At 45.0% G+C, this 25,995-nt stretch carries 24 protein-coding genes and 1 tRNA gene; 11 read left to right on the plus strand and 14 right to left on the minus strand.

All coding sequences use genetic code 11. The annotated features are described in order from the left end of the window. Positions 1 to 11: 11 nt before the first annotated feature. The 6 genes from OEV79_01810 to OEV79_01835 all read right to left on the minus strand — a co-directional run bounded on the left by OEV79_01810 (position 12) and on the right by OEV79_01835 (position 7,105). Positions 12 to 875, minus strand: a complete 864-nt coding sequence (locus OEV79_01810; protein MDH4210169.1) for a decaprenyl-phosphate phosphoribosyltransferase — start codon at positions 873 to 875, stop codon at positions 12 to 14. 38 nt (positions 876 to 913) lie between these two features. Next, positions 914 to 2,278 (minus strand): TldD/PmbA family protein, encoded by a 1,365-nt coding sequence (locus OEV79_01815; protein MDH4210170.1) that lies wholly within the window; start codon positions 2,276 to 2,278, stop codon positions 914 to 916. Positions 2,279 to 2,407: 129 nt separating this feature from the next. After that, the gene (locus OEV79_01820; GenBank protein MDH4210171.1) at positions 2,408 to 2,962 is read right to left on the minus strand and encodes a manganese efflux pump MntP family protein; all 555 of its coding nucleotides are present in this window, start codon (positions 2,960 to 2,962) and stop codon (positions 2,408 to 2,410) included. Positions 2,963 to 3,110: 148 nt separating this feature from the next. Next, complete coding sequence (locus OEV79_01825; GenBank protein MDH4210172.1) at positions 3,111 to 3,794, minus strand: class I SAM-dependent methyltransferase; 684 nt, start codon at positions 3,792 to 3,794, stop codon at positions 3,111 to 3,113. A 39-nt stretch (positions 3,795 to 3,833) separates the two neighbouring features. Next, positions 3,834 to 4,985, minus strand: a complete 1,152-nt coding sequence (locus tag OEV79_01830) for a KamA family radical SAM protein (protein MDH4210173.1) — start codon at positions 4,983 to 4,985, stop codon at positions 3,834 to 3,836. A 200-nt stretch (positions 4,986 to 5,185) separates the two neighbouring features. Continuing rightward, a complete protein-coding gene (locus OEV79_01835) occupies positions 5,186 to 7,105 on the minus strand; it encodes an ATP-binding protein (GenBank protein ID MDH4210174.1) in 1,920 nt (639 codons plus the stop codon). 122 nt (positions 7,106 to 7,227) lie between these two features. Here OEV79_01835 and OEV79_01840 point away from each other — a divergent pair, with 122 nt between their 5' ends. The 11 genes from OEV79_01840 (at position 7,228) to OEV79_01890 (ending at position 17,771) form a co-directional block, all read left to right on the plus strand. Then, positions 7,228 to 7,791, plus strand: coding sequence for a flavin reductase family protein (locus OEV79_01840; GenBank protein MDH4210175.1), 564 nt, complete (start codon positions 7,228 to 7,230; stop codon positions 7,789 to 7,791). A gap of 157 nt (positions 7,792 to 7,948) precedes the next feature. Beyond that, entirely contained in the window at positions 7,949 to 8,851 is a 903-nt protein-coding gene (gene argF, locus OEV79_01845) for an ornithine carbamoyltransferase (GenBank protein ID MDH4210176.1), read from the plus strand. Between the two features lie 7 nt (positions 8,852 to 8,858). After that, complete coding sequence (locus OEV79_01850) at positions 8,859 to 10,130, plus strand: SLC13 family permease (GenBank protein MDH4210177.1); 1,272 nt, start codon at positions 8,859 to 8,861, stop codon at positions 10,128 to 10,130. Between the two features lie 89 nt (positions 10,131 to 10,219). Next, positions 10,220 to 11,131: a CdaR family protein gene (locus OEV79_01855; protein MDH4210178.1), complete on the plus strand. Its 912-nt coding sequence runs from the start codon at positions 10,220 to 10,222 to the stop codon at positions 11,129 to 11,131. Between the two features lie 160 nt (positions 11,132 to 11,291). Continuing rightward, positions 11,292 to 11,374: transfer RNA gene (locus OEV79_01860), tRNA-Leu, on the plus strand. Positions 11,375 to 11,392: 18 nt separating this feature from the next. Next, on the plus strand, positions 11,393 to 12,604 hold the full coding sequence (tig, locus tag OEV79_01865) for a trigger factor (GenBank protein MDH4210179.1): 1,212 nt from the start codon (positions 11,393 to 11,395) through the stop codon (positions 12,602 to 12,604). After that, on the plus strand, positions 12,579 to 13,166 hold the full coding sequence (clpP, locus tag OEV79_01870) for an ATP-dependent Clp endopeptidase proteolytic subunit ClpP (protein MDH4210180.1): 588 nt from the start codon (positions 12,579 to 12,581) through the stop codon (positions 13,164 to 13,166). The genes tig and clpP overlap by 26 nt, the downstream gene beginning before the upstream one ends. After that, entirely contained in the window at positions 13,167 to 14,381 is a 1,215-nt protein-coding gene (gene clpX / locus OEV79_01875) for an ATP-dependent Clp protease ATP-binding subunit ClpX (protein MDH4210181.1), read from the plus strand. It abuts the gene before it with no gap. Then, entirely contained in the window at positions 14,378 to 15,121 is a 744-nt protein-coding gene (locus tag OEV79_01880; GenBank protein ID MDH4210182.1) for a hypothetical protein, read from the plus strand. The genes clpX and OEV79_01880 overlap by 4 nt, the downstream gene beginning before the upstream one ends. A gap of 3 nt (positions 15,122 to 15,124) precedes the next feature. Further along, on the plus strand, positions 15,125 to 16,282 hold the full coding sequence (locus OEV79_01885; GenBank protein ID MDH4210183.1) for a HAMP domain-containing histidine kinase: 1,158 nt from the start codon (positions 15,125 to 15,127) through the stop codon (positions 16,280 to 16,282). Further along, the gene (locus OEV79_01890; GenBank protein MDH4210184.1) at positions 16,263 to 17,771 is read left to right on the plus strand and encodes a response regulator; all 1,509 of its coding nucleotides are present in this window, start codon (positions 16,263 to 16,265) and stop codon (positions 17,769 to 17,771) included. The genes OEV79_01885 and OEV79_01890 overlap by 20 nt, the downstream gene beginning before the upstream one ends. 176 nt (positions 17,772 to 17,947) lie before the next feature. Here the strand turns inward: OEV79_01890 and OEV79_01895 are convergent, their stop codons facing one another. The 8 genes from OEV79_01895 to OEV79_01930 all read right to left on the minus strand — a co-directional run bounded on the left by OEV79_01895 (position 17,948) and on the right by OEV79_01930 (position 25,992). Further along, the gene (locus tag OEV79_01895; protein ID MDH4210185.1) at positions 17,948 to 18,106 is read right to left on the minus strand and encodes a hypothetical protein; all 159 of its coding nucleotides are present in this window, start codon (positions 18,104 to 18,106) and stop codon (positions 17,948 to 17,950) included. Between the two features lie 204 nt (positions 18,107 to 18,310). Continuing rightward, positions 18,311 to 20,365, minus strand: a complete 2,055-nt coding sequence (locus OEV79_01900) for a TonB family protein (protein MDH4210186.1) — start codon at positions 20,363 to 20,365, stop codon at positions 18,311 to 18,313. Between the two features lie 61 nt (positions 20,366 to 20,426). Further along, complete coding sequence (locus tag OEV79_01905; GenBank protein MDH4210187.1) at positions 20,427 to 21,266, minus strand: mechanosensitive ion channel family protein; 840 nt, start codon at positions 21,264 to 21,266, stop codon at positions 20,427 to 20,429. Continuing rightward, on the minus strand, positions 21,259 to 22,191 hold the full coding sequence (locus tag OEV79_01910) for an SDR family oxidoreductase (GenBank protein MDH4210188.1): 933 nt from the start codon (positions 22,189 to 22,191) through the stop codon (positions 21,259 to 21,261). The genes OEV79_01905 and OEV79_01910 overlap by 8 nt, the downstream gene beginning before the upstream one ends. After that, positions 22,188 to 23,477, minus strand: a complete 1,290-nt coding sequence (locus OEV79_01915; GenBank protein MDH4210189.1) for a UDP-glucose/GDP-mannose dehydrogenase family protein — start codon at positions 23,475 to 23,477, stop codon at positions 22,188 to 22,190. Before OEV79_01915 ends, OEV79_01910 begins: the two co-directional genes overlap by 4 nt. 42 nt (positions 23,478 to 23,519) lie before the next feature. Continuing rightward, positions 23,520 to 24,467, minus strand: a complete 948-nt coding sequence (locus tag OEV79_01920) for a flippase-like domain-containing protein (GenBank protein ID MDH4210190.1) — start codon at positions 24,465 to 24,467, stop codon at positions 23,520 to 23,522. Beyond that, the gene (locus tag OEV79_01925) at positions 24,448 to 25,332 is read right to left on the minus strand and encodes a glycosyltransferase family 2 protein (protein MDH4210191.1); all 885 of its coding nucleotides are present in this window, start codon (positions 25,330 to 25,332) and stop codon (positions 24,448 to 24,450) included. The genes OEV79_01920 and OEV79_01925 overlap by 20 nt, the downstream gene beginning before the upstream one ends. A 63-nt stretch (positions 25,333 to 25,395) precedes the next feature. Next, positions 25,396 to 25,992: a GTPase domain-containing protein gene (locus OEV79_01930; protein MDH4210192.1), complete on the minus strand. Its 597-nt coding sequence runs from the start codon at positions 25,990 to 25,992 to the stop codon at positions 25,396 to 25,398. Positions 25,993 to 25,995: the final 3 nt, after the last annotated feature.

Here is a 25,995-nt window from a genome sequence, read left to right on the forward strand (position 1 = left end):
TCTCTCTATTTTCAGACAAACGCGATAATCAACACGCATGCAAGAACCCAGGAAACAAGACACAACTGAAGAGGCAGGTCGCTGAACAGCACCCTTTCTGGAATATCCGTCTCCTGCTTCTGGTATGTTATGTATAGATACCTGAATATACCGTAGATCACGAAAGGTATCGTAAAGATCAAGTTTTTTGTACCGAACTTGGTAACGGTTTCAGGCGCGAGCGTGTACAGACAATAGGCAACTATGCATGCAGCAGTGACAACGGCGATCATCTGGTTCAAGAGTGGCAGTGAATATTGTGACAATATTTTGCGATGTTTTGCTGCATCTTCACCAAGAAGAACGATCTCTGTCCGTCGCTTCGCGACCGCGAGAAAGAGTGCTATCAACAAGGTACAAAGCAGTAGCCATGACGATATTTCCACATCTATCACCACCGCGCCGGCAATTGCTCTCAAGACATATCCAAATGCCACGAACAATACATCGAGTATCACTATCTGCTTCACTCCGAAAGAATAAACCAGCATTAGCAGACCGTAAATGCAGCAAACAATAAAAAAATTAGTGCCGAGAGAATAACTGCCGGCGAGAGATACGAACATTAGCACAATAGCAATAGCGCCCGCCGGCAACCTCTTTATCCTGCCGGCCGCAATCGGGCGCTTTGATTTGGCTGGGTGCTGCAGGTCCTCTCTGTAGTCAATTATATCGTTTATGATATATCCGCTGCTACTCAGCAAAGAGAAAACTATGAAAGCAATAATACTTTTCTCAACGCTCTCAGGAATGAAAAAGTGTCGACTGAAGATGAGCCCGGCAAATACAAAAACATTCTTTAACCACTGCCGCGGGCGTAGCAATCTAACATACACTATCAATAACCCTCCTCCACCTGAGAATCGGAATTTACTTAGAAATCTGTGGCACTTGTGAAAGTAAAGTCACGTACCTTCAATGCGGGGACTACTGTGCCGGTCGCGAAACGCGGTCCATAACCCGGATCACCCGCAACCAATTCCGGACGATTCGAAATACTGTGTACTCTATTCATAACATCGATGATATTCTCGGTGAATCTCAAATTCTTTACACCCTTTGTGAGTTTACCGTTCTCTATGAGAAAAGTACCATCTCTCGTCATTCCGGTAAAGATCAGTTTGTGAGGATCGATTATGTTGGTGTAGTGAAAACGCGTCACCAATATGCCGTGATCAGTCTCCCGAATCATCTCATCTACACTTTTCCCACCAGGCTTCATTACGATGTTCAAGGGTATAGGGCCGAACGGGTTGGGCGCGCCAAGTGCATGCCCGGTCGATTTCTTCTTCTCTTTATACGCCGCAAGTGAGTCATAGACCACGTTTTCGGCAACGCCTTTGTCGATGAGCACAAGACGTTTTTTTGGAACACCTTCAAAATCAAAAGGAAACGTAAACCCATTCCTGGCGAAAGGATCATCGACCACCGTAATCCTATCATCAACGATCTTCGAACCCAATTTTCCGGTTAGATAAGAACGCTCTTCCTGAAATATCTTACCATTAAATGCATAAAATGACATGTAATCAATGAACTCGCTAGCGGCAAGCGGCTCGAATATCGTGGTATAGCTACCCGGACTGAGGTCCACGGGATCTCTTGAGAGCAATGCTTTCTTTGCTGCAATTTCTGCCAGTTTTTTGAAATCAACATCTCGAACATCACGGGCACCGATCTGAGCATATCCAGTTGAGTTACCGGTTGACATGACAATATTGGTGAAAATATCACCGCAGACCGAATAGGCAAAAATACCTAACGAATTTCCAACACATATCTCTGCACTACCATTCGAAACGGAACCAAAAGCATCGAGATCATTCTGTCGGGCAATGCCCACGATCACTCCAACAGCTCTCGCACGATCACGCTCAGAAAATGACCCAGTACTTTTCACACTGGATTTGAGCACGCGGTACTTGCTTGAAGGGGCTTTTGGCAGTGATACGAAATCCTTATTTTCTCTTTGATGGTGGGCGATCCTCTCAGCCCAGGCAACGGTTTCGCGTATCTTCTTAAGGTCGAGAGAATTAGTTGAAGCAATACCAAGCTTTTTCCCGAGTACGACCCGAATTGAAATACTACTGTTGGACTCACTGACATTCTGATGGATATAGTTGTTCGCAAAACGAGTAAGGGCTTGTTCATGATTCAAGATAGACACCTCAACCTGATCGGCCTTTGAGTTATCTTTCACAAAATTAACGATTCTTCTGGCTTCTCTTTTTCCAATCATACAACTCCTTTTCTGTGATAATGCATGTCATATTCTATATGGAATCCCATCTAAGTCAATCAATATTTATACCCATGCGAGCATTAATATTAATGCCTATTGTTCGATTACTGGTATCTGTCGTGACTACTAGAGATGTTCGATGAGTATCTTCACACCAATCAGTATTAACATTAAACCACCAACGACCCTTATCCGAGCTTTGAAAAATATACCCAATTTATCACCAAGGTAATATCCGATAAAAGAGAGCAAGAAGGTAACTGCGCCAATAATGAGTACAGTACGTAAGATGGCCGCATCTAATAATGCTAAACTGACACCCGCTGCCAGGGCATCAATACTCGTCGCAATGGAAAGGAGCAAAAGAATATGAAAATCAAGTGGATTAGTACCGGACCGCTGGGATTCAGTCTGCAAGGACTCGTATATCATGTGTAACCCGATGAAGCAGAGCAGAATGAAAGAAACCCAGTGATCGATGCCGCTTATGATGTTCCTGAATAATGAACCCGCCGCCCAACCTATTAAGGGCATGCCGGCCTGAAAAAAACCAAAGAATATACCTATCCTTAGAGCATGCCTTAATCGTACCCGGGTGGCAACAATACCGCTGCTAATAGCAACGGCAAATGCATCGAGGGCAAGCCCAATAGCCATGAAAAATGTCACATATATGTTCATAAATAAAAAATAATGCCATGTTGTCTAATCACATCTAAATCTGCCTTACCTAAAAGATTGGATTCAATGTCCGATTCGAATACAAGGTGGATTATACATTGCATTTTATGACTGTCAACAAATATCAAATAGTGCGATTTTCGATTTACTACGATGTGTTCCGGGGAGTCAACACGAAAAATAGACTCGACTCATCGACTTCTTCGATGTGAATACCAACCGGCAGATCTTTCACAATAGCACGAAACTGCTCGGGAACAACCGTCGTCGCTGCGAAGCCGTCCTTGCAGACGATGAGACCGTCACGCGTCTTATCGAGATCAATCTCACCGATCAACCCTTCTTGGGCTTGCAGTTCAAACCAACACAGACGATCTGCCCATATTTTTGGTGAATAACTGGAAAAAAATATTTTTCCATTTTCTTTTACTACGCGGAGGCTCTCGCGTACAAGTTCTTTCTCATCGACATGAAATGCAGAGATACCATTCTGGATACAAAATACATGTTCAAATGAATTGTCGGCAAATCCCATTCTCATTGCATCCATAACTGCCAGGTGACAATTGCCATACCCCTGCATGAAACGCAGAGCATATTCAATATTCGAAACTGATATATCTACACCGTATATTGCTCCGGACCTTGCCGACAGGTATTGCAGAACACGTCCGTATCCGCACCCTAGTTCAAGCACGCTATCGCCGGGTGCTATGTGGCGTGCTACATAACCCATCTCAGACACCAGATACTGCCGGATGCGCGGCGGCGCCAAGTCATAGCAGCGTCTCAATCGAGTACCAGACAATTTATCCCGGTAGTATCCAATCATCGAACCCTTGAAAGGAAGGTCTTCGTATCTCTGATGTGGCTATTCCAATTCGTCGAGCCAGCCGGCTGTCGCTACAAGCCTGCGTTTGAAGAATTTGCCCAGATTATCCGGGTCCTTAGCCTGATGGTATCTGAAGTACATGTAGCCATCCAGAAGACCCAATATCTCGATCTTCCCGGTTCTGTGAGACATGACGTATCTGAACCGCTTGCTTGGACCATCTAGCATCTTCTTCGCGTTCTCGACTACCTGCAGTCCTTTGTGAAGTAGCAGCTGAAAGTTGTGTTTCACACGCTTCACCGGTCGGCATTGGAATACATAGTACGGTTGTATACCCACCCTCAGTAATTCCTTCTGAAGGGCAGCCAGCACGTCTGGTGTATCGTTCACGCCTTTAAGGAGAACGGTCTGGTTGCTAACCGTAACCGAGGCACGCTCAAGAGCCTTAACCGCGGCTATGGTCTTCTCCGAAATCTCACGGGGGTGATTTATATGCGCTACCACAATGATCCTCTTCTTACGTAGTGCATAATACCTGAACAATGCAATAAGGTGCTTATCCTGAAGAATCCTATCTGGCAACGCGACTGTAATCTTTGTGCCAAACCTGATGAAATTGAGATGGTCGATAGCAGAGAGTTTCTGCAAGAAACGTTCAATAATATCCGTGGTAAGAATCAATGGATCGCCACCGCTTATCAAGACATTGGTGATCTCAGTATGCTTTTCAATATATTTTACCGCATCATTGAACCGTTTCAGTATTTCACCAGTTTCCAATCCGATCAACCTCTTCCTGAAACAATAACGGCAGTAGGTGGCACAGCGGTTTGTCGCGAGTATCAGTGCCGTCTGCGCATACTTGTGTTGAAGTCCAGGCATTTTTGTGTTGGACAACTCACCGCTTGTATCATACTGTCCAAGAAGATTGAACTCCTCGGCCGACGGCACGATCATCTTCCTTATCGGATCATCAGGATCATTCCGATTAACGAGAGAAAGATAATGATGGGTGATACGCATGGGATGTCTCTCAATGACATCTGAGATCTGTCTTTTTTCCCGTTGAGAAAGTCTAAGGTGTCTATCCAAATGCTCCACACTTCGTACGCTTTCTCTTAGCTCGCGACGCCACACATCGTCGACAGGTATCTTCTCGCGGTTTGTATTTGCTCTAATCAATATGGTCACCTCATTTCCTGGCATACTTACGCTCTATGATCCATACTAGTGCGAAAGAAATTTTACGTACGTTTATTATAAACAATATAAAGCATCGTGTCAATGCTCTAAAGCATTACATATTGACCAAATTATCAAATTGGGAGTGATATTATGCTACAGGACGTACATGTCCTTCAAAGTCGGGACGACATGCACTTGGATCACGGTCACGATCGGAAAGTCATCTCAAAAACAGTTCCAGTGTTCTTATGACTTGTTATGCTGATATTACCACCGTGATCCTTGATTATTTTTTGTGCTATATACAAGCCCAGACCAGTTCCACTTTTCTTCGTGCTATAATATGGACTGAATACACGCTTTTTTTCTTCTTCGTCCATACCGATGCCGTTATCAGCGACAATGAGCCTTATTCCTCCTCGAGACCCGGTCAGACTGATATCAATTCTTGGTTTACGGTCCTTCACCGAACCCACCGCGTCGATGGCATTCAGCACGATGTTCAAAATAGCCCTTCTAAAATCGTCCGGACTACCAACAAGATTTGTGTCAGTCTCAACGTTCTTCTTCATGTCTATGTTCTGCTCCCGAATATTGTTCTCTACCAACGGTTCCATATCCCTCAGAATCCCGGCAATGCTGAACGACGTCTTTTCTCTCATCCTTGGTCTTGCAAGCATCAAGAAATCATTGACCGTTTTCGTAAGAACCTCTATCTCATGCTTCAGGCTCTCCGTAATGCGCATATAGTCAGCGTCCTCATTGGGAAATTCTTTGGTCAACCTCTGTATTCCAATCGACAGACCGTTCAACGGGTTCTTTATCTCATGAGCGAGATTCGCTACCAGATTACCGAGGAAAACAAGCCGCTCTGCCTCTTCCCTCTCCCTCTCAAACTCCCGTATTTTCGTAACGTCGTGCAGTATGGTAATAGCTCCCGAAATTCTTTGTCGATCATCGAATAGCGGATATGCTGCATATCGGATGTCCCTGCCAAAAACCCGCTTCTCATCGGCGATCTTCTTGCCCTCCTTCATCACTTTTTCGATATCAAAAGGATCATCAGAGAATACTCTGTCATAGTTGTTACCGACGAGGAAATCCTCACCGAAGGCAGACAGTGTGCAGAACATCTCGTTAACTGCACTGATCGCCTTCTTTTGGTCGATCAACAATACACCATCCTCTACTGCTCCGAGGGTCTTATGGAACAGATCTTTGATATTTGCGTAAGATTGATAGTTCATCAGCCAGAGAATCAGAAAAAAACTCGCGCCGAATATGATCACGAACAGAGCGATAAGCTGCCCTTCTGTCCTCCTAACATGCCGATAATAGCTATCGAGGCTTATCCCAATTCTGAAGATACCAACCATCTCGTCCTCGATGATAAACGGGCGGACCAACTCAAGCACATTCTTATCATTGAATTCCTCGATGCGGCTGGTCTCAGTCCTGTTTTCAATAACCTTGACCAGCTCCGGATCATCTTCAATCCTACTTATCGTCTCAACATTGGGCGTGGCAAATAATATGCCTTCGGTGTCCTGAAGCACAAGGTAATTCAACATCGGATTTGCCGCCATTTGACTTATGATCTTATTAATACCATATTCAGTGCGAAATTCTTTGATACCCTCAGCGGGTAGTTCGATCTGATATATACGTTCGGTAATCACGTAAACAAACCGCATGAGTGTTTCGTTCCCAACATCAAAATACTCAAAAGATATCGGCTCAGCTTGTTCGAATATTCTATCGCTGATAAGAAACGGCGTTCCCGAAGCCATGATCATTTTTCTGGTGCTCCTACTGAACACCGCGACCGAGCGAAAACCAAAACTCAGTCTCACATTTGCGGTATTTGTTGTTGTCAGGTCGGCATCGAGCGCACTACAAGCGCCGATCAACTTATTGATGAGTTCATCCTCCAGGCGGGCTTCTGCAAAGATCAAATTCTCCTGGGTCGAGGCAATAACCGAGAGGAAGGAACGTGCCTGTTCTTTGATCAGATCGAGCATTATCCTTCGGCCACTAATCAAGCCGAGTGTCAAAAAAGTTCCAAGCAGCAATAGAAGTATAATTGCCAACAAAAAATAACGCTTCATGCCTTTACCCATTTCCATTTCATAATAACCAAAAGATGCAATGAAGTCAACTAGATGTCTAGTAAGAACGCCTTGCAATTGCAGCAATCAAAGGTATAATCGGACAGTGCTGCAATCAATTAAAGCAAGGAGGTAATATAATGGCCAAGAAAAAAATTGCATCTAAAATACCAGTCTACCCGATGCCGGTTATGATTGTCGGTGCAGAAGTAGAGAACAAACCCAATTTTCTAACTGTGGTATGGTTCAGTATGGTCAATTTCAAACCACCGACCATTGCTGTCATCCTCAACAAAGCACATTATACTAATAAAGGCATATACAAGAATAAAACATTCAGTATCAACATCCCGACGACACAACTGATCGAGGCCACTGACTACTGCAGTGTTGTCTCTGGCTATGACCATGATAAATCAAAAGTATTCGACGTATTCTACGGTGAATTGAAGAACGCACCGATGATTCAGGAATGCCCGCTCACTGCTGAGTGTCGGGTCATACAAACACTTCAATTCGCGACGCATGAGGTGTTCGTGGGCGAAATCGTCAAAACCTATGCAGATGACGCGGTATTAACCCACGAACATCCTGACATAGCAAAAATCAAACCGATCCTCTATTCAATGTATGACAACTGTTATTGGGAAATGGGCAAAAGTATCGGACGAGCGATGCATATTGGCAAACGGTTAAAAACATAGGTCGCTCAAGACTACACTAAATGGAAATCAGCACTTCTCCCGTTTGCCCGGCAAACAAACCGGACAAACCCACGCTGATCGATTTAGCTAGCAAAAAACACAACATCACATAATTGACTAACACTAGAAAATCGATAATATATAGCACGGAGGCATAATGAAAAGAGACTTTCTCACCATGTTCGATCTGACGAAAGACGAGATTTTCGATATATTTGAGCTCGCGAAGACCCTTAAAGATTCGCAGAAGAAAGGAGTGGAACATCGTATTCTCAAAGACAAAACCCTGGCCATGGTCTTTGAAAAACCCTCCCTGAGAACCAGGGTGACATTTGAAACAGGCATGACGCAGCTTGGCGGACACGCAATATACCTTGCACCTTCTGATATCCAGCTGGGAAAACGCGAATCTGTGCCTGACGCTGCTCATAACCTTTCCCGCTGGGTTGACATGGTCATGGCCCGTGTCTTTGCTCATAAAACGGTTGAAGATTTGGCAGAAAATGCAATGATACCGGTAATTAACGGCCTTTCTGATCTGGAGCATCCATGCCAGGTCATGGCCGACCTTTTCACCATAATCGAAAAGAAGGAACACCTCGACAATATCACCCTTGCGTACGTGGGCGATGGTAACAACGTATGTAATTCATTCGTGGCAGCTTCCATAGTACTCGGCTTCAGACTCAAGATCGCAACACCAGCTGGTTATGAGCCGAACAATGACTATACCGCGAAGGCAAGGACCACGACCCTGACGACTGATCCACGTGACGCAGTGACCGATGCCGATATCGTATACACCGATGTATGGGCTTCCATGGGACAGGAAAAAGAGGCTGCCCAGAGGAAAAAGATATTCAATAGGTTTCAGCTCAACGCCGAACTGCTGACGCACGCGAAAAAAGAGTATCTCGTAATGCATTGTCTGCCTGCACACCGTGGTGAGGAAATTACCGATGAAGTAATTGACGGACCGCATTCGATTGTGTTCGATGAAGCGGAGAACAGACTGCATGTTCAGAAAAGCATAATGGCCTGGCTCGTTCAACAACGCTAATCACGTTATGTCGGCCCAACAGATACTCTGTCTCATAATCTTCGTAATCACCTATGTCGCGATAATTTCATTCCACAAGTACAAATTTCTCATAGCCTGGATCGGGATTGGTTTCATATTAATTTTCGGCATCCTGTCTCCTCCCAAACTGCTCCAGTATATTAACTGGAATATACTCGGCATATTCTGGGGCAGCCTCGTTGTCGCTGAACTATTCATACACTCAAGAATACCAGCATATCTTGCAGAAATAATCATCGACCGGTCGAAGAATCTTGTCTGGGCGATAATCTGGCTCTCGGCCTTCAGTGGCGTAATTTCGGCATTTGTCGAGAATGTAGCTACTGTTATGATCGTAGCACCGATTGCATTTGAGGTTTCCCGCAAACTAAAGGTTTCACCAGTACCCTTCATCCTCGGTATCTGCCTCTCCTCGAATCTCCAGGGTACAGCAACGCTGGTTGGTGACCCACCCAGCATGATACTTGCAAGTTATACACGTATGACGTTTAACGACTTCTTCTTCTTCAATGGACGACCTGGCCTTTTCTTCGCAGTCGAGGTTGCCGCGATCGTTTCACTCATCGTTCTGTATTTTCTCTTTAGAAAACACAAGGAGCCCATCCAGCCTATCCGCCCGGAGAAAATCGTCAGCAAATTCCCTGGTTTTCTGCTTATCGGTCTAATCCTGGCTCTTGCTATCGCATCATTCTTTGGTGGATTCATGGACTATCTGGGTGGTCTTGTGTGCCTGATCTTTGGTGCCATCGGCATAGCCTGGAGCTTCTTTTCTGCTAAGATCAAGACATTTCACATACTCAGAGACATGGATTGGGAAACCCTTTTTTTTCTGGCTGCAATATTCGGCATTGTCGGCTCATTGACCGAAACTGAAACTACCACTTTCCTTGCCCATGCTGTAGGCAAATTGACTTCAGGTAATCTGGTAGTGACCTATCTTATCCTGGTGGTGTTTTCGGTTTTCATCTCGGCGTTTGTTGACAATGTCCCCTATTTTACCGCTCTGGTCGGCATAATACCGATGCTTGCCTCGTCATATGGATACCCGGTGCACCTTCTGCTGTTCGGTGCAATAATCGGAACGACCGTCGGTGGAAATATAACACCGATCGGAGCATCAGCAAATATTGTTGGTGTAGGGCTACTAAAGAAACATGGCCATGCTGTGAACTTTTATGATTTCATAAGGATAGGCCTCCCCTTCTCAATTTTCGCAGTCGCCGCAGGAGCAATCTTTGTCTGGATATTCTGGGCGTAGCACAATTGTCATCGCTGCCACCGATCATGATCGCCCTTGTTTTGGATATACTACTTGATTTATGACCACTGATATATATAATTTTCTCGATGCTGTATAATATCATATCCTATATCACGCGGGATCCAATGAGAAAAATATTCGCTACTATATTCGCCTTCGGCCTATGGATATACGTGGCGATCGGCAACAACTACTCATATCAAAAGCAGATAAAGGTAGTGTACACCAACCTGTCTGACACTCTCATCATTGTAGATTCAGTGTCCAGTATCAAAGTGACTTTTTCCGGTCGTGGTGGTGCTCTTTTCAGTATATGGGCTGCTCCGCCAAAGGCACAGTGTGACCTGAGGGAAAAGGAAAGCGGGCAATTTGAGATATCTACAAAAGACCTAAAAATACCAGTGGGCTACGGACCTCTCAGAGTTGATTTTGACAAACCTGCGTTAGCAGTATCAATTGATCGAAAGATCATGAAAACGATCGCGGTGCGAGTTCCGATAAAGGGTACTTTAAAAAAGGGATACGCGATCAGCGATATGATCGTTCTTGATACAATAGACCTGACCGGCCCCCAAGAAGTGCTCGACCAGGTCAGTGAACTCATGACCGAGTCGCTGAATGTACGAAATCGAAGCATTTCTTTCGAAAAAGACCTGAGACTTGAAATACCTTCCCCCATGCTTGACGTTAAGAAGAAAAGTGTCAAGGTAAAGACAATAATTAAAGAAAGCATGAGAAAGACGTTGACCGACATACCACTGGTCCTCATATACGCACCTGGACAAAGTGCAAGGTCAGAAAGAGATGCCCTCGATACTTTGATCGTTGAGGGTACGACGGAGCGAATAAATCGACTATCGAATACTGACATCGAAGTTAGGGTCAAACTAACAAAGCTTGGGCCAGGCGAGTACCTGCTGCCAGCCGAGATTGATCCACCCGAATATGTCACACCGGTGAAATCTGTTCCGCAAAAATTCAAGATCACGATCTACTGAGAATACACACATATATTTCATAGATTCAGCCTAGACCCCAACACAGTATAGCTAGTTTGAATGCGAAAAGGGTATCTACTTTGCATCCCAGACCGGGGAAACTTGACATCCTTGGGTTTTGGATTATAATTTTGATGGAATTGTTGCCGCAATTACATTCGCGAGGATGGCGGAACAGGCAGACGCACTGGATTTAGGATCCAGCCCCGAACAGGGATGGGGGTTCAACTCCCCCTCCTCGCACATTGAGGAGAAAAATCTTTGGAATACAAAATATTGAAGGAAACAGATACAACTAAGGAAATCGAAATAACCGTTCCCCGCGCCGAGCTCGAAAGACTCATCAACGAGGAAACCGATAGTGTTCGCAAAGATCTGACTATCGATGGATTCCGCAAAGGCCGTGTCCCCAGAACTTTGATAAGAAGCAAGTATGCAGACAGTCTCAAAGCACAGGCCATGGATAGACTCGCCAGGCAGGCGTATCTCTCCGTTGTCAGAGAAAAAGAATGGCAGATCGCCGGGCAATCTGAAATCAGGAATATTGAAGATACCGACCCAATAAGCATCACACTCTACGTTGAAGTAATACCTGAATTTAATGTCGATAGCTACCTAAATATCGAAATTTTCAAAGAAGCACCTTCTCCTGATGATTTCCTTCTTCAACAGGGCATGAACGCATTGAGAGAGCAGCATGCAACAATAAAGGCGGTCGACCGACCGGCAGTGGTAGACGACCTCGTAACAATGGACATAGAAATCAAGGAAAAAGGCAATTCCAGAAAGGAATCTGACCAGACCGTGCGAATAGGCGATCGTTCTCTTCCCGATGAATTGAACAGAACGCTCGTTGGCATGAAAACATCAGAAAAAAAAGAGGTCAAGATCGAAGAAAAAGACTACGTGATTTCGGTCAAGAAAATCGAGGAGAAAATCCAACCAAAGATCGATGATGAATTCGCCAGCAAACTGAAATTGGCCGATGCGGAAGAGCTCAAGAAGAAAATCCTCGAAAGCGTCAAGCAACAGGAAGAAAAAAGGATTGAAGAAGACTTGAAGGAGTCAATCTCTGAGATCCTTCTGGAAAGAATAAAATTCAAGGTGCCAGACACCCTGACAAATAAGGAATACGAAAAAATCCTCAAGGATTACGGTATTCCTGACTCCGAATCAAACAAGGAAAGATTCTGGACCGTTGCCGAAAAAAGGATACGATTTAATCTTATACTGAACAAAATCACTGCAAAAGAGAACCTCCAGGTAGGTGAACCAGAAATAATGGATCTTGTTACAAAGATTGGGATAAAGCTAAACGACCAGAACCGTAGCGATGTCGTTGAATATCTTGGCAGTCTTCTTAACAGGGAAAAAACACTGGACTTCCTCTATAAGAATGCCAAGATCAGTGAGAAGAGTCGCATTTTGACTCCAAAGGAGGTAGCTGATGATACCCATACCGTTCGTCATTGAGCAAACCGGTCGGGGTGAGCGTGCATACGATATCTACTCCCGCCTTCTCAAAGAACGGATCATTTTCATCGGAACGCCGATAGATGATAATATCGCGAACCTAGTAATGGCTCAATTACTTTTCCTCGCAGCGGAGGATGCTGCAAAGGATATCAACCTCTACATTAATTCGCCAGGAGGCATTGTCTCATCGGGATTGGCAGTATATGATACAATGCAATTCGTTAAGCCCCAAGTTTCGACGATATGTATTGGCATGGCGGCAAGCATGGCCGCACTGCTATTGACAGCTGGCGCCACCGGCAAAAGATATGCATTACCGCACGCACGAGTGATGATACATCAACCAGAGGGAGCCTTTCAGGGACAGGCATCAGATATTGCTATCCACGCAAAAGAAGTACTGACGATCAGGGAAGTATTGAACAACCTATTCGCGAAGCACACCGGGCAGACAGAGGACAAGATAGGCAAGGATACCGACCGCAACTACTTTATGTCTGCACTAGAAGCGAAGAAATATGGCATAATCGACGAGATCCTCGACAAGGGGAAACAATAAGTGCCACGTATCGTTTGTTCGTTCTGTCAAAGACCAAAACCAGTGGTCAAAAGAATGTTTCGTGGTCACCGGTCTTATATTTGCGACGAGTGTATTAAGGTTTGCAGCAGTATCATGAAAGATGAGACAGAATTCTCCCCCCTGAGTGATTTTATTCTGCCGAAACCTGCTGAAATCAAATCTTTTCTTGATCAATACGTGATCGGACAGGAAAGGGCAAAAAAGGCGATCTCGGTTTCAGTATATAATCACTACAAAAGGATCAAAAATAGGAAGAATGATATTGAAATACAGAAAAGCAACATATTGCTGATGGGTCCCACCGGTACGGGTAAAACGCTTATCGCACAGACACTTGCCCGTTTACTGCATGTGCCTTTTTCCATCTCCGATGCGACACCGCTTACCGAAGCCGGTTATGTTGGCGAGGATGTTGAGAATATTCTGCTCCGGCTACTCCAGGCTGCGAACTACAATATACAAAACGCTGAGATCGGCATCATTTACCTCGATGAGATCGACAAAATCACAAGAAAATCCGACTCGCCATCGATCACCAGGGATGTATCCGGCGAGGGCGTGCAGCAGGCTCTTCTAAAAATCCTCGAAGGCACGGAAGCTAACGTTCCCCCGCAAGGAGGAAGGAAACATCCTGAACAGGAGTACATCCGGATCAACACATCTAATATATTATTCATCCTGGGCGGGACATTCACGGGTATCGAGGAAACAATCTCGAGGAGACTCGACCGCTCGGCCATGGGATTTTTGGGTATAACAAATGACAGAAAAAACAACTACGACCAGGTTATCGAATCTATAGAACCGGATGACCTGGTGAAGTACGGATTGCTTCCGGAATTCGTAGGACGGGTCCCCGTGATTGCTACTCTCCACAAGTTGTCAAAGGATGCACTGGCTGAAATCCTCGTCAAGCCAAAGAACTCCTTGCTGAGACAGTATTCAAGATATTTCCAGATGGAAGGCGTGGTCCTCGAATTTACCGACGATGCGATCGATGAACTAACTGAACAAGCACTGAAGTATAACACAGGAGCAAGAGCTCTAAGGTCAATAATGGAAAATCATATGCTGGACGTAATGTTCCATCTTCCTGATAAGAAGGGTGTTGAGAAGTGCATCATCACACGCGAGGTCCTGCAACGAAAAGCAAACCCGGAATACATTGCGAAGAAAAGGAAAAAAGCACTATGAACATCTTCATGCCGCTCTATCTCAAACTGAGTAAGAAAAGGTTTTACCGCCCTTTTAAACCCCTCGGGACAAAGAAAAAATTGTGGCACCTGGTATCTGTCCCCGGAAGCCCTGCGGAATTCTTCAGAGCGACGCCTTTTCTGGTAGGTCTGAGCAAGATTGGAAGTGTCGTTATGTTGATGCCAAAGAACCTTGAAACCATACGATCGTTTATGAAAACGAAACAATTCGAAATAATTCTATACGAGAAGAAACCGTCCCTCTTCTCAGAGGATTATAAACGCGTGGCCGTACAACTTGGTAACCGACATTTCCATTTTCTCATCGAACTGAACCAACCGGCGAACGTATCACTGCCCTACCTCGGCAATATCCAGAGGAGGGTATCATTCTTTGACAAAAACATCTTTCCTTATTACAACATCCTTGTAAAAGACAGCTATACATCCTTGCTGGAATTTTTTGACATTGAATCAACAAATGGTCAAGAAATGTTCCACTTTTACAGCCGTGAACTGAAAACAACCGAAAAGAACATCCATAAATCACGTCCGTTACTATTCATCAACGAAGCCACCCCGATTGATTGGGATGGTGGTAGCATTATCGTCGGAAAAGACATAATGCCCGATGATCCAGAAATCTGGAAGGTTTTGTATATCGCCGACGCCTATTATGGTAAGCAGGATGCTTTCTACGAATTTGCTTTGCTACATAACAAGGAAATAGTGAAGAAGTAGATCATGATAATCAGACACCGCTTGAGTTCAAGAGCCCTGGCAATATACTTCCTGATCGGCATTGCACTCATAGGCATCGTTACTTACATTTATTCGAACTACCTGATTCAGCGCATAAGAACGGAAACGGAAACGACTTCACGCCTCTTCGCAGAATTTGCACGTGGACCCAGTATCGACGAAGAGCGTCTTCTGGAGCTATTCTACGAAATGGTTATCAAGCGGATCGATTTTCCCGTGATACTGACCGATGCCGAAGGGACACCCTATTCATCCAAGAATGTAGAAGAAAAAGACCTGGACAAAGCCGTGGAGAAGCTGGATCGCGTGCAAAGACCAATCCCCATGGTGATCCGACAGGGTGCAGATTCGACACTACTCGGCCACGTGCACTGGGGATTGTCCCCCTTCACCAAATCACTGCAGATCCTGCCATTTGTTGAAACCGTATTTCTGATAGCTTTTCTCTTTCTTGGCTTTTGGGGCTATCTGATTTACCGCAAGAGCATCGAAGAAAAAATTTGGAATTCCCTCGCAAAAGAAACGGCTCATCAACTGGCAACACCTTTGTCTTCGCTCATTGGCTGGCTTGAGACGATAAAAGGAAACATAGATATTGAGGTATACAAGGGGATTCATGAAGACGCTATGCGGATGCGTGAAGTTCTCGAGAAATTCTCCCGTATCGGTCTCCCGCCGCGATTAGTTGAGAAAGACCCAACCGACGCGGTGAAAAACTCGGTGGACTACATAAGGAGACGTGCCCATTCAAAAATAAAATTCACCGAGAAATACGGACGATTGCCCGCAGTCAGATTCGATGATGTTCTACTTGGATGGGCAATAGAAAATATTTTGAAAAACGGGTTGGATGCAATTGGTGACCAGTCCGGTGAAATATCAATTAAAACCAGAAAATATGAAACTTCTGGAGCGATTATCGAGATAACGGACACTGGGAGGGGCATCAAAAGCAGCGGGAACATATTCAAACCGGGTTATACGACGAAGAAGTACGGGTGGGGACTGGGTCTGGTTCTTACAAAGAGGATCATCGAGGAATACCACGAAGGAAAATTATCTCTAAAGGAAACAAGTTCAAAGGGAACATGTTTTGAAATCTACATACCGGGAGTGAAAAATGAAAATTCTTTGGATTGATGACGAAATAGATCTGCTGAAACCATTCATCTACCTCCTGCAGAAAGAGGGCTACGAGGTGAAAACAGCACCCAGCGGAGAAGACGGTGTGAATATGGCAAACAAGGAACAATTTGACCTGATTTTCTTAGATGAAATAATGCCCGGAGTTGACGGTCTGGAGGTGCTTAGAAAAATAAAAAGCGAGAGCTCACAACAACTCGTTGTAATGGTTACAAAAAGCGAAGAAGAAGATCTGATGACTCAGGCATATGGCGGTTGGGTCGATGACTATATAACAAAACCATTCAGTTTCAACCAGTTACTTTCAGTATTGAATCGCACATTAAAACGCCGCGTGATTATCGAAGAAAAAATGGCGGAAGAGTATTCAACCCAGCTACGGACAATGATAGAACCGACCGGATATAGCGACTGGATTGAATATTATCGAAATATTGTATCATGGGACACGCGCCTTTTAGAATTCGGAAGCAAAGATCTTAAGACGATCCATGAGGAGAAAAAACGGGAAGGCAACGCCGGCTTCGCCAAATTCATTGAGAGCCAGTACTCCAGTTTTCTCAAAGGCAAAGGACCCATCTTGTCTCACCAGATCTTCTCGCACCTTGTTTTTCCTACATTAAACGACGGGCCAATCTACTTTGTAATCTTTGATTCGATGCGCCTCGACCAGTACATGAAGTTGATCCCCTTTCTGAAAGACTACTATGAGATAAACAATCACTACTACTATTCGATACTGCCGACTGCCACACCGTACTCAAGGAACTCTATATTCGCAGGATTGCTGCCTCTCGATATTGTACAGCTGTATCCTCAATACTGGACTTACGATGAGAAAGGGCAGAACAGATTCGAACGCGATCTGTTCAATGAGCAATTGAAGCGCAACAACTTACGGGTTAATTTCTCCTTCTACAAACTATCGTCAATTTCCGAAATAGAGAGAAGCATTGAAAAAATAAAGGGAGAATCAACCGAGATAGTCATCATAGTCATTAACTTCTTTGACATGCTTATCCATTCCATTCCCGGCAGAGGCGATATGAAAGGTATACTTGACGATGAACGTGTACTGCTGAATATACTGGCATATTGGTTCCCCCTGTCGCCGATTTTCGAATTATTCAAGAGTCTACTGGTCAATGATAGGAGGGTCATACTGACCACCGACCATGGTTTCATAAGGGTGCGCCGGCCTACCATTATCTACGGGGGACGCGAGATATCGCCAAACCTTCGCTACAAATACGGCCCGGCTTTGAGGGTAGACAAGAAAACTGCGTTGCTCCTGAACAGTCCAGGAGACATCTGCTTGCCGAGTGAAGATCCTTCGGTCCGATTTGCCATTGCCAAAGAAGATCACTACTTCATCTATCCAACGAAGCCGACCGAGTACGAAAGGGAATTCAAGTACACATTCCAGCACGGCGGTATATCCACCGAGGAAATGATCCTTCCGGTAGGAATACTGAAACCAAGATAAACAGATCGTTACACGGATAATGGTTTCGAAAAACGAATCGGACAACGGCATCGTCTGACGTCTCACGGCACAATAACACACCGCCAGTTTCGTTAATCTCGTTAGTATCGTTATTCCCGTTGGAAAACCGGATCTCGATTCACGATATTGAACCTGCACGTATCTAGTATCTTTCACTACCTGAAGTAATACGAATACGAAATACGATCAACGATTACGAAACCGTATCGCTTCTCCGAACCGTCAAGCGTTACACGATTCGTTTTGAACGTCCCGACCCAACAACCATCTGCGTCATTATTGGTGCCGATTATATCTGGCTCCCCATGCGCCACGATATTAACGGGCAAAACGTCGTTGTTTATGTCATTTGTATTTAAGATTTTGAATTTGTTTAGTAATTCGATATTAGGATTTCGGATTTGAGGTCCCGGGTTTCGTTACCGTAACCGCCCAATGTCGCCTGTCAAAAATGTGGGGTCTCTACCGGAGGGCGAAATATCAAATTACCAAAAAAATAAAGTAGAGACCCCGATTTTCTATTCTGGAGCAAAAGTGAAAGGAATTGACACCCTCTGTTCAAAAGAAGTGCCGTCTTTCGTAGCAGGATTGAATTCCCACTGACGGGCGGCAGCCAGTGCAGCCTGCTCACACGCTGGATTGCCAAAACTCTTGATGATTGTAGCATCCTTGACCGACCCGTTAGTACCAACGAGAACTCGTACAACAATCGTACCAGAAGCTGCAAACTCGAGAGCGGCAGCAGGATACTTGGGCTGGACGCGCCTGACAGCCTCCGCACGTGTGATGACGGAAGGTTTAGGAGGTGCGGGCGGCAGCTCGGCCACAAGCGACGCGGACCCGGTATCGGCAACCGCTGTATCACTTTGTGCTGCTGCCTCAAGAAGTCTCTCAGGTGCGATCACTGAAGGCGGTTCCTCCCTGGCCGTTCCTGTGGTTTCGAGGACAGCTGGCAGAGATGTAACACCCGACGTCCCTTCTGTTGACGTCTCGGTTGGAGGAATTGCCGATGCCAGGCTGACTCTACGTTCTGCTTCAGGGATCCAATACTCGGTTGCGTTCGCCAATCGCACCTCATGGTCAATACCCCTTACTCGCTTGTAAGTCGCGGCGATCCTGTCAGGTACTACAAGAAAAGAATAGGGTTGTTCCTCATAAACGACCTTCTGGAACTCATTCCAGACGGCTCTTGCCTTATTACGATCCAGCATGGAAATGCCTGCATCGATTAATGAATCTACAAGCGCGTTGGAATAGGACACAAGGTTATACCGACCTTTTGAATGCCAATACAGGGTCGGGTCGATTTTATCACCGACGCGCCAGCCCATCACGAAACCATCGAATTGCCTGTCCACAAGAACGTTCACAAAATCATTTGCCGCGAGTGTCTGCGTAATCACTCTTATACCAATCTTCTGCAGATCATCTGCAATGTAGCGCAATATGGCGAGTCGGTCAGGGTTTTCCGAGTTGGTGATGATTCTGACCGTAAAGTCCGTTCGATCCTTGTCAATTACCCTATTACGATTGTAGTCCACGAAACCCTGTTCCCGCAATAGAGAACGGGCTCCTTCTATATCATAGATAATAGGATGAACTTCAGAATTATATGCCCACGACGATGGGGGTAACGGTCCCAATGAAATCTCCCCCCTACTGCCGTAGATGTCGCTCAGTATCCGCTGTCTGTCAATAGCCATCGCTAATGCCTTACGCACGCGCACATCCTTCAGAAACGGATGAGTCAGGTTCCATCCAATATAAAGATAGGAACTACCAGGTTCAGAATAGATACCGACATTATCATTATTCCTAATTGCTTCTGCAGTACTGGGTGTAATATTAAACATCATTTCCAGATCGCCGTCCCGAAAATCTTCCAGCATTTCATTTGTGCTCCTGTAATGCCTGATCCGTATCTCATCTAGGGGTGGCCGGCCGTCATAATAGGTTTCGTTGGCAACCAGTATCATCACTGAACCCCGAACCCATTCTTCCACACGATAAGGTCCATTACCAGTAGGCGATGCACCGAACTCACTACCGAGTTGTTCGTTGATATGTCTGGGCACTGGCATGATGTCCGAATCAGTCAAAATATCCGCGTATACCTTGTCAAATGTGAATTTTATCGCGTAATCACCGAGCACCTCAACCTTATTAATAAAACGGAGCGCATTGATATTCGGATAATTATTCGAGGGCTCCTTCATCTGCTCGTAAGTGTAGAGCACATCATACGCTGTCACCGGTTCCCCATCCCACCATTCAACACCTTTTCTTAAATAATACGTAATTGATTTCAAGTCTTCCGAAAATTCCCATGACTCAGCAAGAACTGGCCTCATTTTGCCGGTTCCCGGATCGATCTCATGGAGGCGCAAGAAAAGTAAGTCGAGGATTTCATTGGACGTGAATACCGACGGTTCAAGCGGACTGATTACCGCAGGGATTTCCATAGTACCTACAGTCAAAATTCCACCGGGCTCACCGTCGAATCTTTCGACCTTACCCTGGCAGGAAAAAAACACGAATACAAGAAGCACAGTGGCAATTGGCAAACGTCGCATATCAGCCTCCTTCATCCTATCTAATCAAATTATATTGGGGATATGAATTATGTCAAGAGACTTAATTCTCGACCATCTTATTACCGAAAAAGACCTTCATATGGGGCCACGGTATCTCAATACCTTCCCGGTCAAATTCTGTTTTTATGCGCTTGCGCAATTCACCCATGACTTCCCACTGCACGAGCGGCTTTGTGTCCCCAAGAATCTTGATATCAATGCCTGAACTGCCAAGTGCATCTACCCTCAGAACCTGTGGTGCCTTGATTATTTTCTTTTTCCAGTCAGGCTCCTCGTACATCTGAAGGCATACGCGGTTGATGACACCGATAACACGCTCTAGATCCTCGCCATAACCAACTGAGATATTCAAATTCACGCGGGAGTATTCCTTGGTGAAATTACTCGCAATAGAAATCTCGCTGTTCGGAATATAGTGGACAATACCATCAAGATCGCGAAGAACAGTCCGCCGCAGATTGACCTCCTCAACTAGACCGCTGACACCTCCCACCTTTACAACATCGCCGATTCCGTACTGATTTTCCAGTAATATGAAAAGACCGTTTAAGACATCCTTTATCAAACCCTGTGCCCCGAAACTAATAGCCAGTCCGACGACGCCAAGACTGGCCAAAGCAGGTCCGATATTCACACCGATCTGTCCCAATACCGTGAAGAGCACTATCACACCAATCACTATTCCAATTGTGTTGGTTATAACATGCGAAATCGTCTTGCTCCTGGTTTTTATCATTATTTCTGGTTTGTCTCTCATCCTGAAATGAATCGTTCGCCTAATAACACGAGGAACTAAACGTGTCGACAACAACCAGCCGACAAATCCCAAAACGACGATAATGGCGATCTTAATGCCAAAAGCTTGCAGCCATTCAATCATCTTTCCTCCTGAACCATTCAATGATCCGGATCAAACCGGCATTCAGGTCGACCTTGGGGGTCCAACCAAGTATCTCTTTTGCTTTCGCTATATCAGGTTTTCTCCTCTTAGGGTCATTTTCCGGCAGTGGCAGGAATTCCAATCCCGATGTGCTTAAGCACAACTTCTTTATGATATCAGCGACCTCAAGCATGGTGTATTCCTTTGGATTACCAATGTTAATCGGATAGGCATATCCAATTTTGACCGCCTTTGTTATGGCCTCAACCATATCGCTGATGTAGCAGAAACTCCTGGTTTGTTTGCCATCGCCGAAAATTGTCAGCGGCTCGTTCTTCAATGCCTGACTGATGAAAGTCGGGACTACCCGTCCATCTTCTTCCTTCATCCGTTCGCCGTAGGTGTTGAATATCCTGACGATCGTTGTTTCCACCTTATGCTCCCGGTTATACGCAGCAGTCAGCGCTTCAGCAAATCTCTTCCCTTCATCATATACCGCTCTCGGTCCAACCGGATTAACGTTTCCCCAGTAATCTTCTTTCTGTGGGTGTTGCTCGGGATCGCCATAAACCTCGCTAGTCGAAGCCAGCAGAAACTTTGCATGTTCCCGCCTGCTTAGTTCAAGCATGTTGAATGTCCCCACTGATGAGGTACGCATTGTTTCGATCGGATATCTTAGGTAGTCAAACGGACTGGCGGGCGATGCAAGATGCATAATGACATCGATCCCATCCGAGATCATATCAACATTACAAACATCTTCCTCGAGAAAAGTGATGCTCCCTCTGTTCAAGTGGTCTGCAATGTTCTCCCTGCGCCCGGTAATCAGACTGTCAATGACAATCACCTCATCACCAGCCGCAACATAATGATCAACAAGATGTGATCCGATGAAACCTGCGCCACCTGTTATCAAAACCTTCATCGGCCTATTCCACTATAGATGAACCCCAACTCCTTCATCTTCTCCGGTTGAAATACATTACGCCCGTCGACAAATACTGGTTGACGCATGGCTTTCTTCACCTTCTGTAAATCCATTTTTTCAAATTCCGCCCATTCGGTAACGAGCACTATCGCATCGACATCCTCTGCTACATCATAAGCATTATCACAATAATCGATATCCGGCATTATTTTCTTTGCTCTTTCCATGGCCACAGGATCGTACGCTTTGACGGTCGCACCCTCGCTCATTAATTGGCTAATAATCGTAATAGACGGCGCAAATCTCATGTCATCTGTGTTGGGTTTGAAAGCAAGGCCCAAAACTCCAATCTTCTTGCCCCTGAGATTCCACAGCAATTCTTCGGTCTTCTTGACGACCCTGCGCATCTGTTCCTCATTGATATTTTCAACTTCTTTCAAAAGACGAAAGTCATAACCAAGTTTTGCTGATATGCCGATGAAAGCCTTCAGATCCTTGGGAAAACAGAATCCACCGAAACCAGCACCGGCGTTCAAAAAATCACGTCCGATTCTCTTGTCCAACCCCATTCCTTCGGCTACCTTTGTAACATCGCCACCCGATCTCTCACAAATGATCGAAAGCGCGTTCATGAAGGATATCTTAGTTGAAAGAAAAGAATTTGATGCGTGCTTTATCAACTCGGCACTCGCTATATCAGTGACTATCTTCGGCGATTCAATGGGACGGTAAAGCTCAAGGAGTTTCTCCTCTGCCCGTTTGCTTTCAACACCCAGAACGATCCGGTCCGCGTATAAGAAATCATTTATTGCAGAACCTTCCCGCAGGAACTCAGGATTCGAAGCCACATCGAACTCGCTACCGTGTTTGTTAAATCTTTCGACCACCATGCGTACCCATTGACCTGTCTGTACGGGTACCGTACTCTTCTCGATTATGATCTTGTAATCACGCATAGCTGCGCCGATCTCTATCGCCACCTGTTCGATGCTCGACAGATCAGGTTCTCCATTATCCTTGGGAGGAGTACCCACGGCAATGAATACGAAGAATGACTTATCGACACCTTCACCAGTATTGCTCGTGAAACTGAGCCTGCCGGCTTTCACGTTCTTCTTCACCAATTCCTCAAGCCCCGGCTCATAGATGGGTATACCGCCGTTTTTCAACACATCGATTTTACTTGTGTCGTTATCAACACAAATGACTTCGTGACCGATCTCAGCAAAGCAAGTTCCCGAAACAAGACCAACATAACCCGTGCCTATCATGCACACCTTCATCAAAATCCTCCTTCCAATATAATCTTGTTCAATAATCCAATTTTAACGCCGTCTGTAAAACAGAAACAACACACCGCCGATGAGGGAATAGACAAAAATAATAAAAAATGATAATAGCGACATAGCCAGAGAAACCTCACCGTCAAGCCCTACTCGCGAAAATAGAAGAACATAGGAATTCTCCCGTATACCGAGTCCATTAAGTGACACCGGGATCATGGATACGACGTTTATGATGGGAACATAAAGAAAAAAAGGAATGATCCCGACCTCGGTATGCCCCATGCCCAACAAGACAAAGAACGGGGCGATCGCCAGTGTTGTTTGTATGATGACTGAATGAACAATACACAATGCGATCGTACCCCAAGCTCCACCGAATTCGGTTCCTGCCGCATGTAACCGGTTGAGCCTCTCACCGAGTTGTAATAACCTCATCCTGCTGATAAGCGGTGAGAAAGTATTGTAAGCTTTTTGTGAAAAGAAAACGTATGTAACCAGCAGAACAATACTCAGTCCAACTACCATGAAAGGAAGAAATTCAGTATCGTTTCTCATTACTAACAGATAAAAAACCGCAATCAGAGCAAAAATGAACAGACCGACAAAACCCAGTATTCGATCGACGATAACCGTTGCCAGTGAATCAGCTCGGCGGTCCTTCATTGTATATACTACACGCATCATATCACCGCCGACTGTTGTCGGTAGAAAGTTGTTGAAAAAAAGAGAAATAAAGTATATCACCAGCGTACGCCCAAAAGGTATGTTGAATTTTTTGAAATCAAGCAACACTTGCCAGCGCCATGCTGAAACGAGGATAAAAATAAGATAAGGTACCGACGCATAAAGAAGATACCTTCCGCTGACACCACGAATATTTACCAGTATTTCCTTTATATCGAGTGCCCAGAAAAGGAATATGATCAGGCCTAAACCAACAACGACCCGGGCAATCGTCAACAATGTTCTAAACTTTGGGTTTTTCAAGATGGTCCAGTATAGCGCGTATCGATTCTCCTATTAGCGCCAGTGAAAAGAAAAGGATGCCAGATATAACTAATAGAATAACCAGATACAGGAGAGGACGAAAGCCATATCCAAAAAGCCTCAGGACGATCGACAAAATTCCTACGGCAACTCCTGCAAGGACCGAGAAAAGACCGATGGTGCCAAAATAGAGCAAAGGTTTCTTCATGAAAGACAGCTGAAATTTCACTGCAAGCAAATCAAAGAACCCAATTAAAATGCGTGACTTCTGCTGGTATTTCGGAAGACCGTACTTCCGGGGGCGAATGTCCACTTTTATTTCACCGATCCGGTAGCCGGCTTCCTTTGCCAGAGGCACCAGAAAGCGATGCCAATCCTTGCGCAGCGGTATATCGTTAAGAACATCTTTCCTTACCGCTTTGATCGCGTTCATATCGTGTACCTCGAGACCGAACAGCTTCTTCGCCCATAAATTATACGTATTTGACACAAATTTCTTATCGTATTTCCCTTGTTTCCAACCTGTGGCAATATCGAATCCGTTATCGATCAGCGCGATCAATCTGGGAATGTCGTTTGGGTCATATTGCATATCGGCGTCAAATATCACTATGACATCGCCTTTCGCCGCCTTCGCTCCGGACATTATAGCTTGCGTTTTGCCCATATTCCTTTTATGCCGGACGCAACGTAAATAACGTCTCTTATGCTTTTTCAATATATCGGACGTTCCGTCTTCGGAGCCGTCGTCGACTAAGATAACCTCATAGTTTCGCTTCTTTTCAACAAATTTGTCGAATTCCTCGATGAGAAGCGGTATGTTTACTGCTTCATTATATGCAGGAACTACAACAGAAACCTTCATGTCTGATTATATGAAATCTCGTTACTTAGTCAAGAGGAGAACCAAAAATACAGCTTTCACTTCTCATACAGCAGGCAAAGTATCTGACAGCGCTATGATGGTAAGCTGACAGATCCTCTTGAGCGTCTCTAATATACCGATGTTTCTAATTGCGACGCTCTCGAAATACTGATAATCTTCATTATTCAATTGTGTTTGGAGCTCTTTGATCTCCATGATGTTCGGTAGATCACGTTTGTTGTACTGAATTATCATCGGAATATCCTTCAGGATTAAATCATACGCTCTCAGATTATCCTGCAGGTTGTACATACTCTCGATGTTCTCCTCCAACCGTTCCCGCTGAGAATCGACCACAAAAACCAATCCATCGACGTTTCTCAAAACCAGTCTGCGCGATGCATTATAGTAAACCTGACCAGGTACCGTATACAGATGGAACCGTAGTTTCCAACCCTTGATCTCACCCACATCAATAGGCAGGAAATCAAAGAATATTGTTTGGTCCAGATCGGTTGCAAGACTCATCATCTGGCCCTTTCGGTCAGACGATAATTTAGCATATATCGAACGCAAATTGGTCGTCTTGCCACCCAGGCTCGTCCCGTAGTACACGATCTTGAGGTTGAGCTCTTTATTGGCGTAGTTTAAGTTCGCCATAGT

This window comes from candidate division WOR-3 bacterium, assembly GCA_029858255.1.
In the GTDB taxonomy this organism is placed as follows: Bacteria; Hydrothermota; Tepidihabitantia; order SM23-42; family SM23-42; genus SM23-42.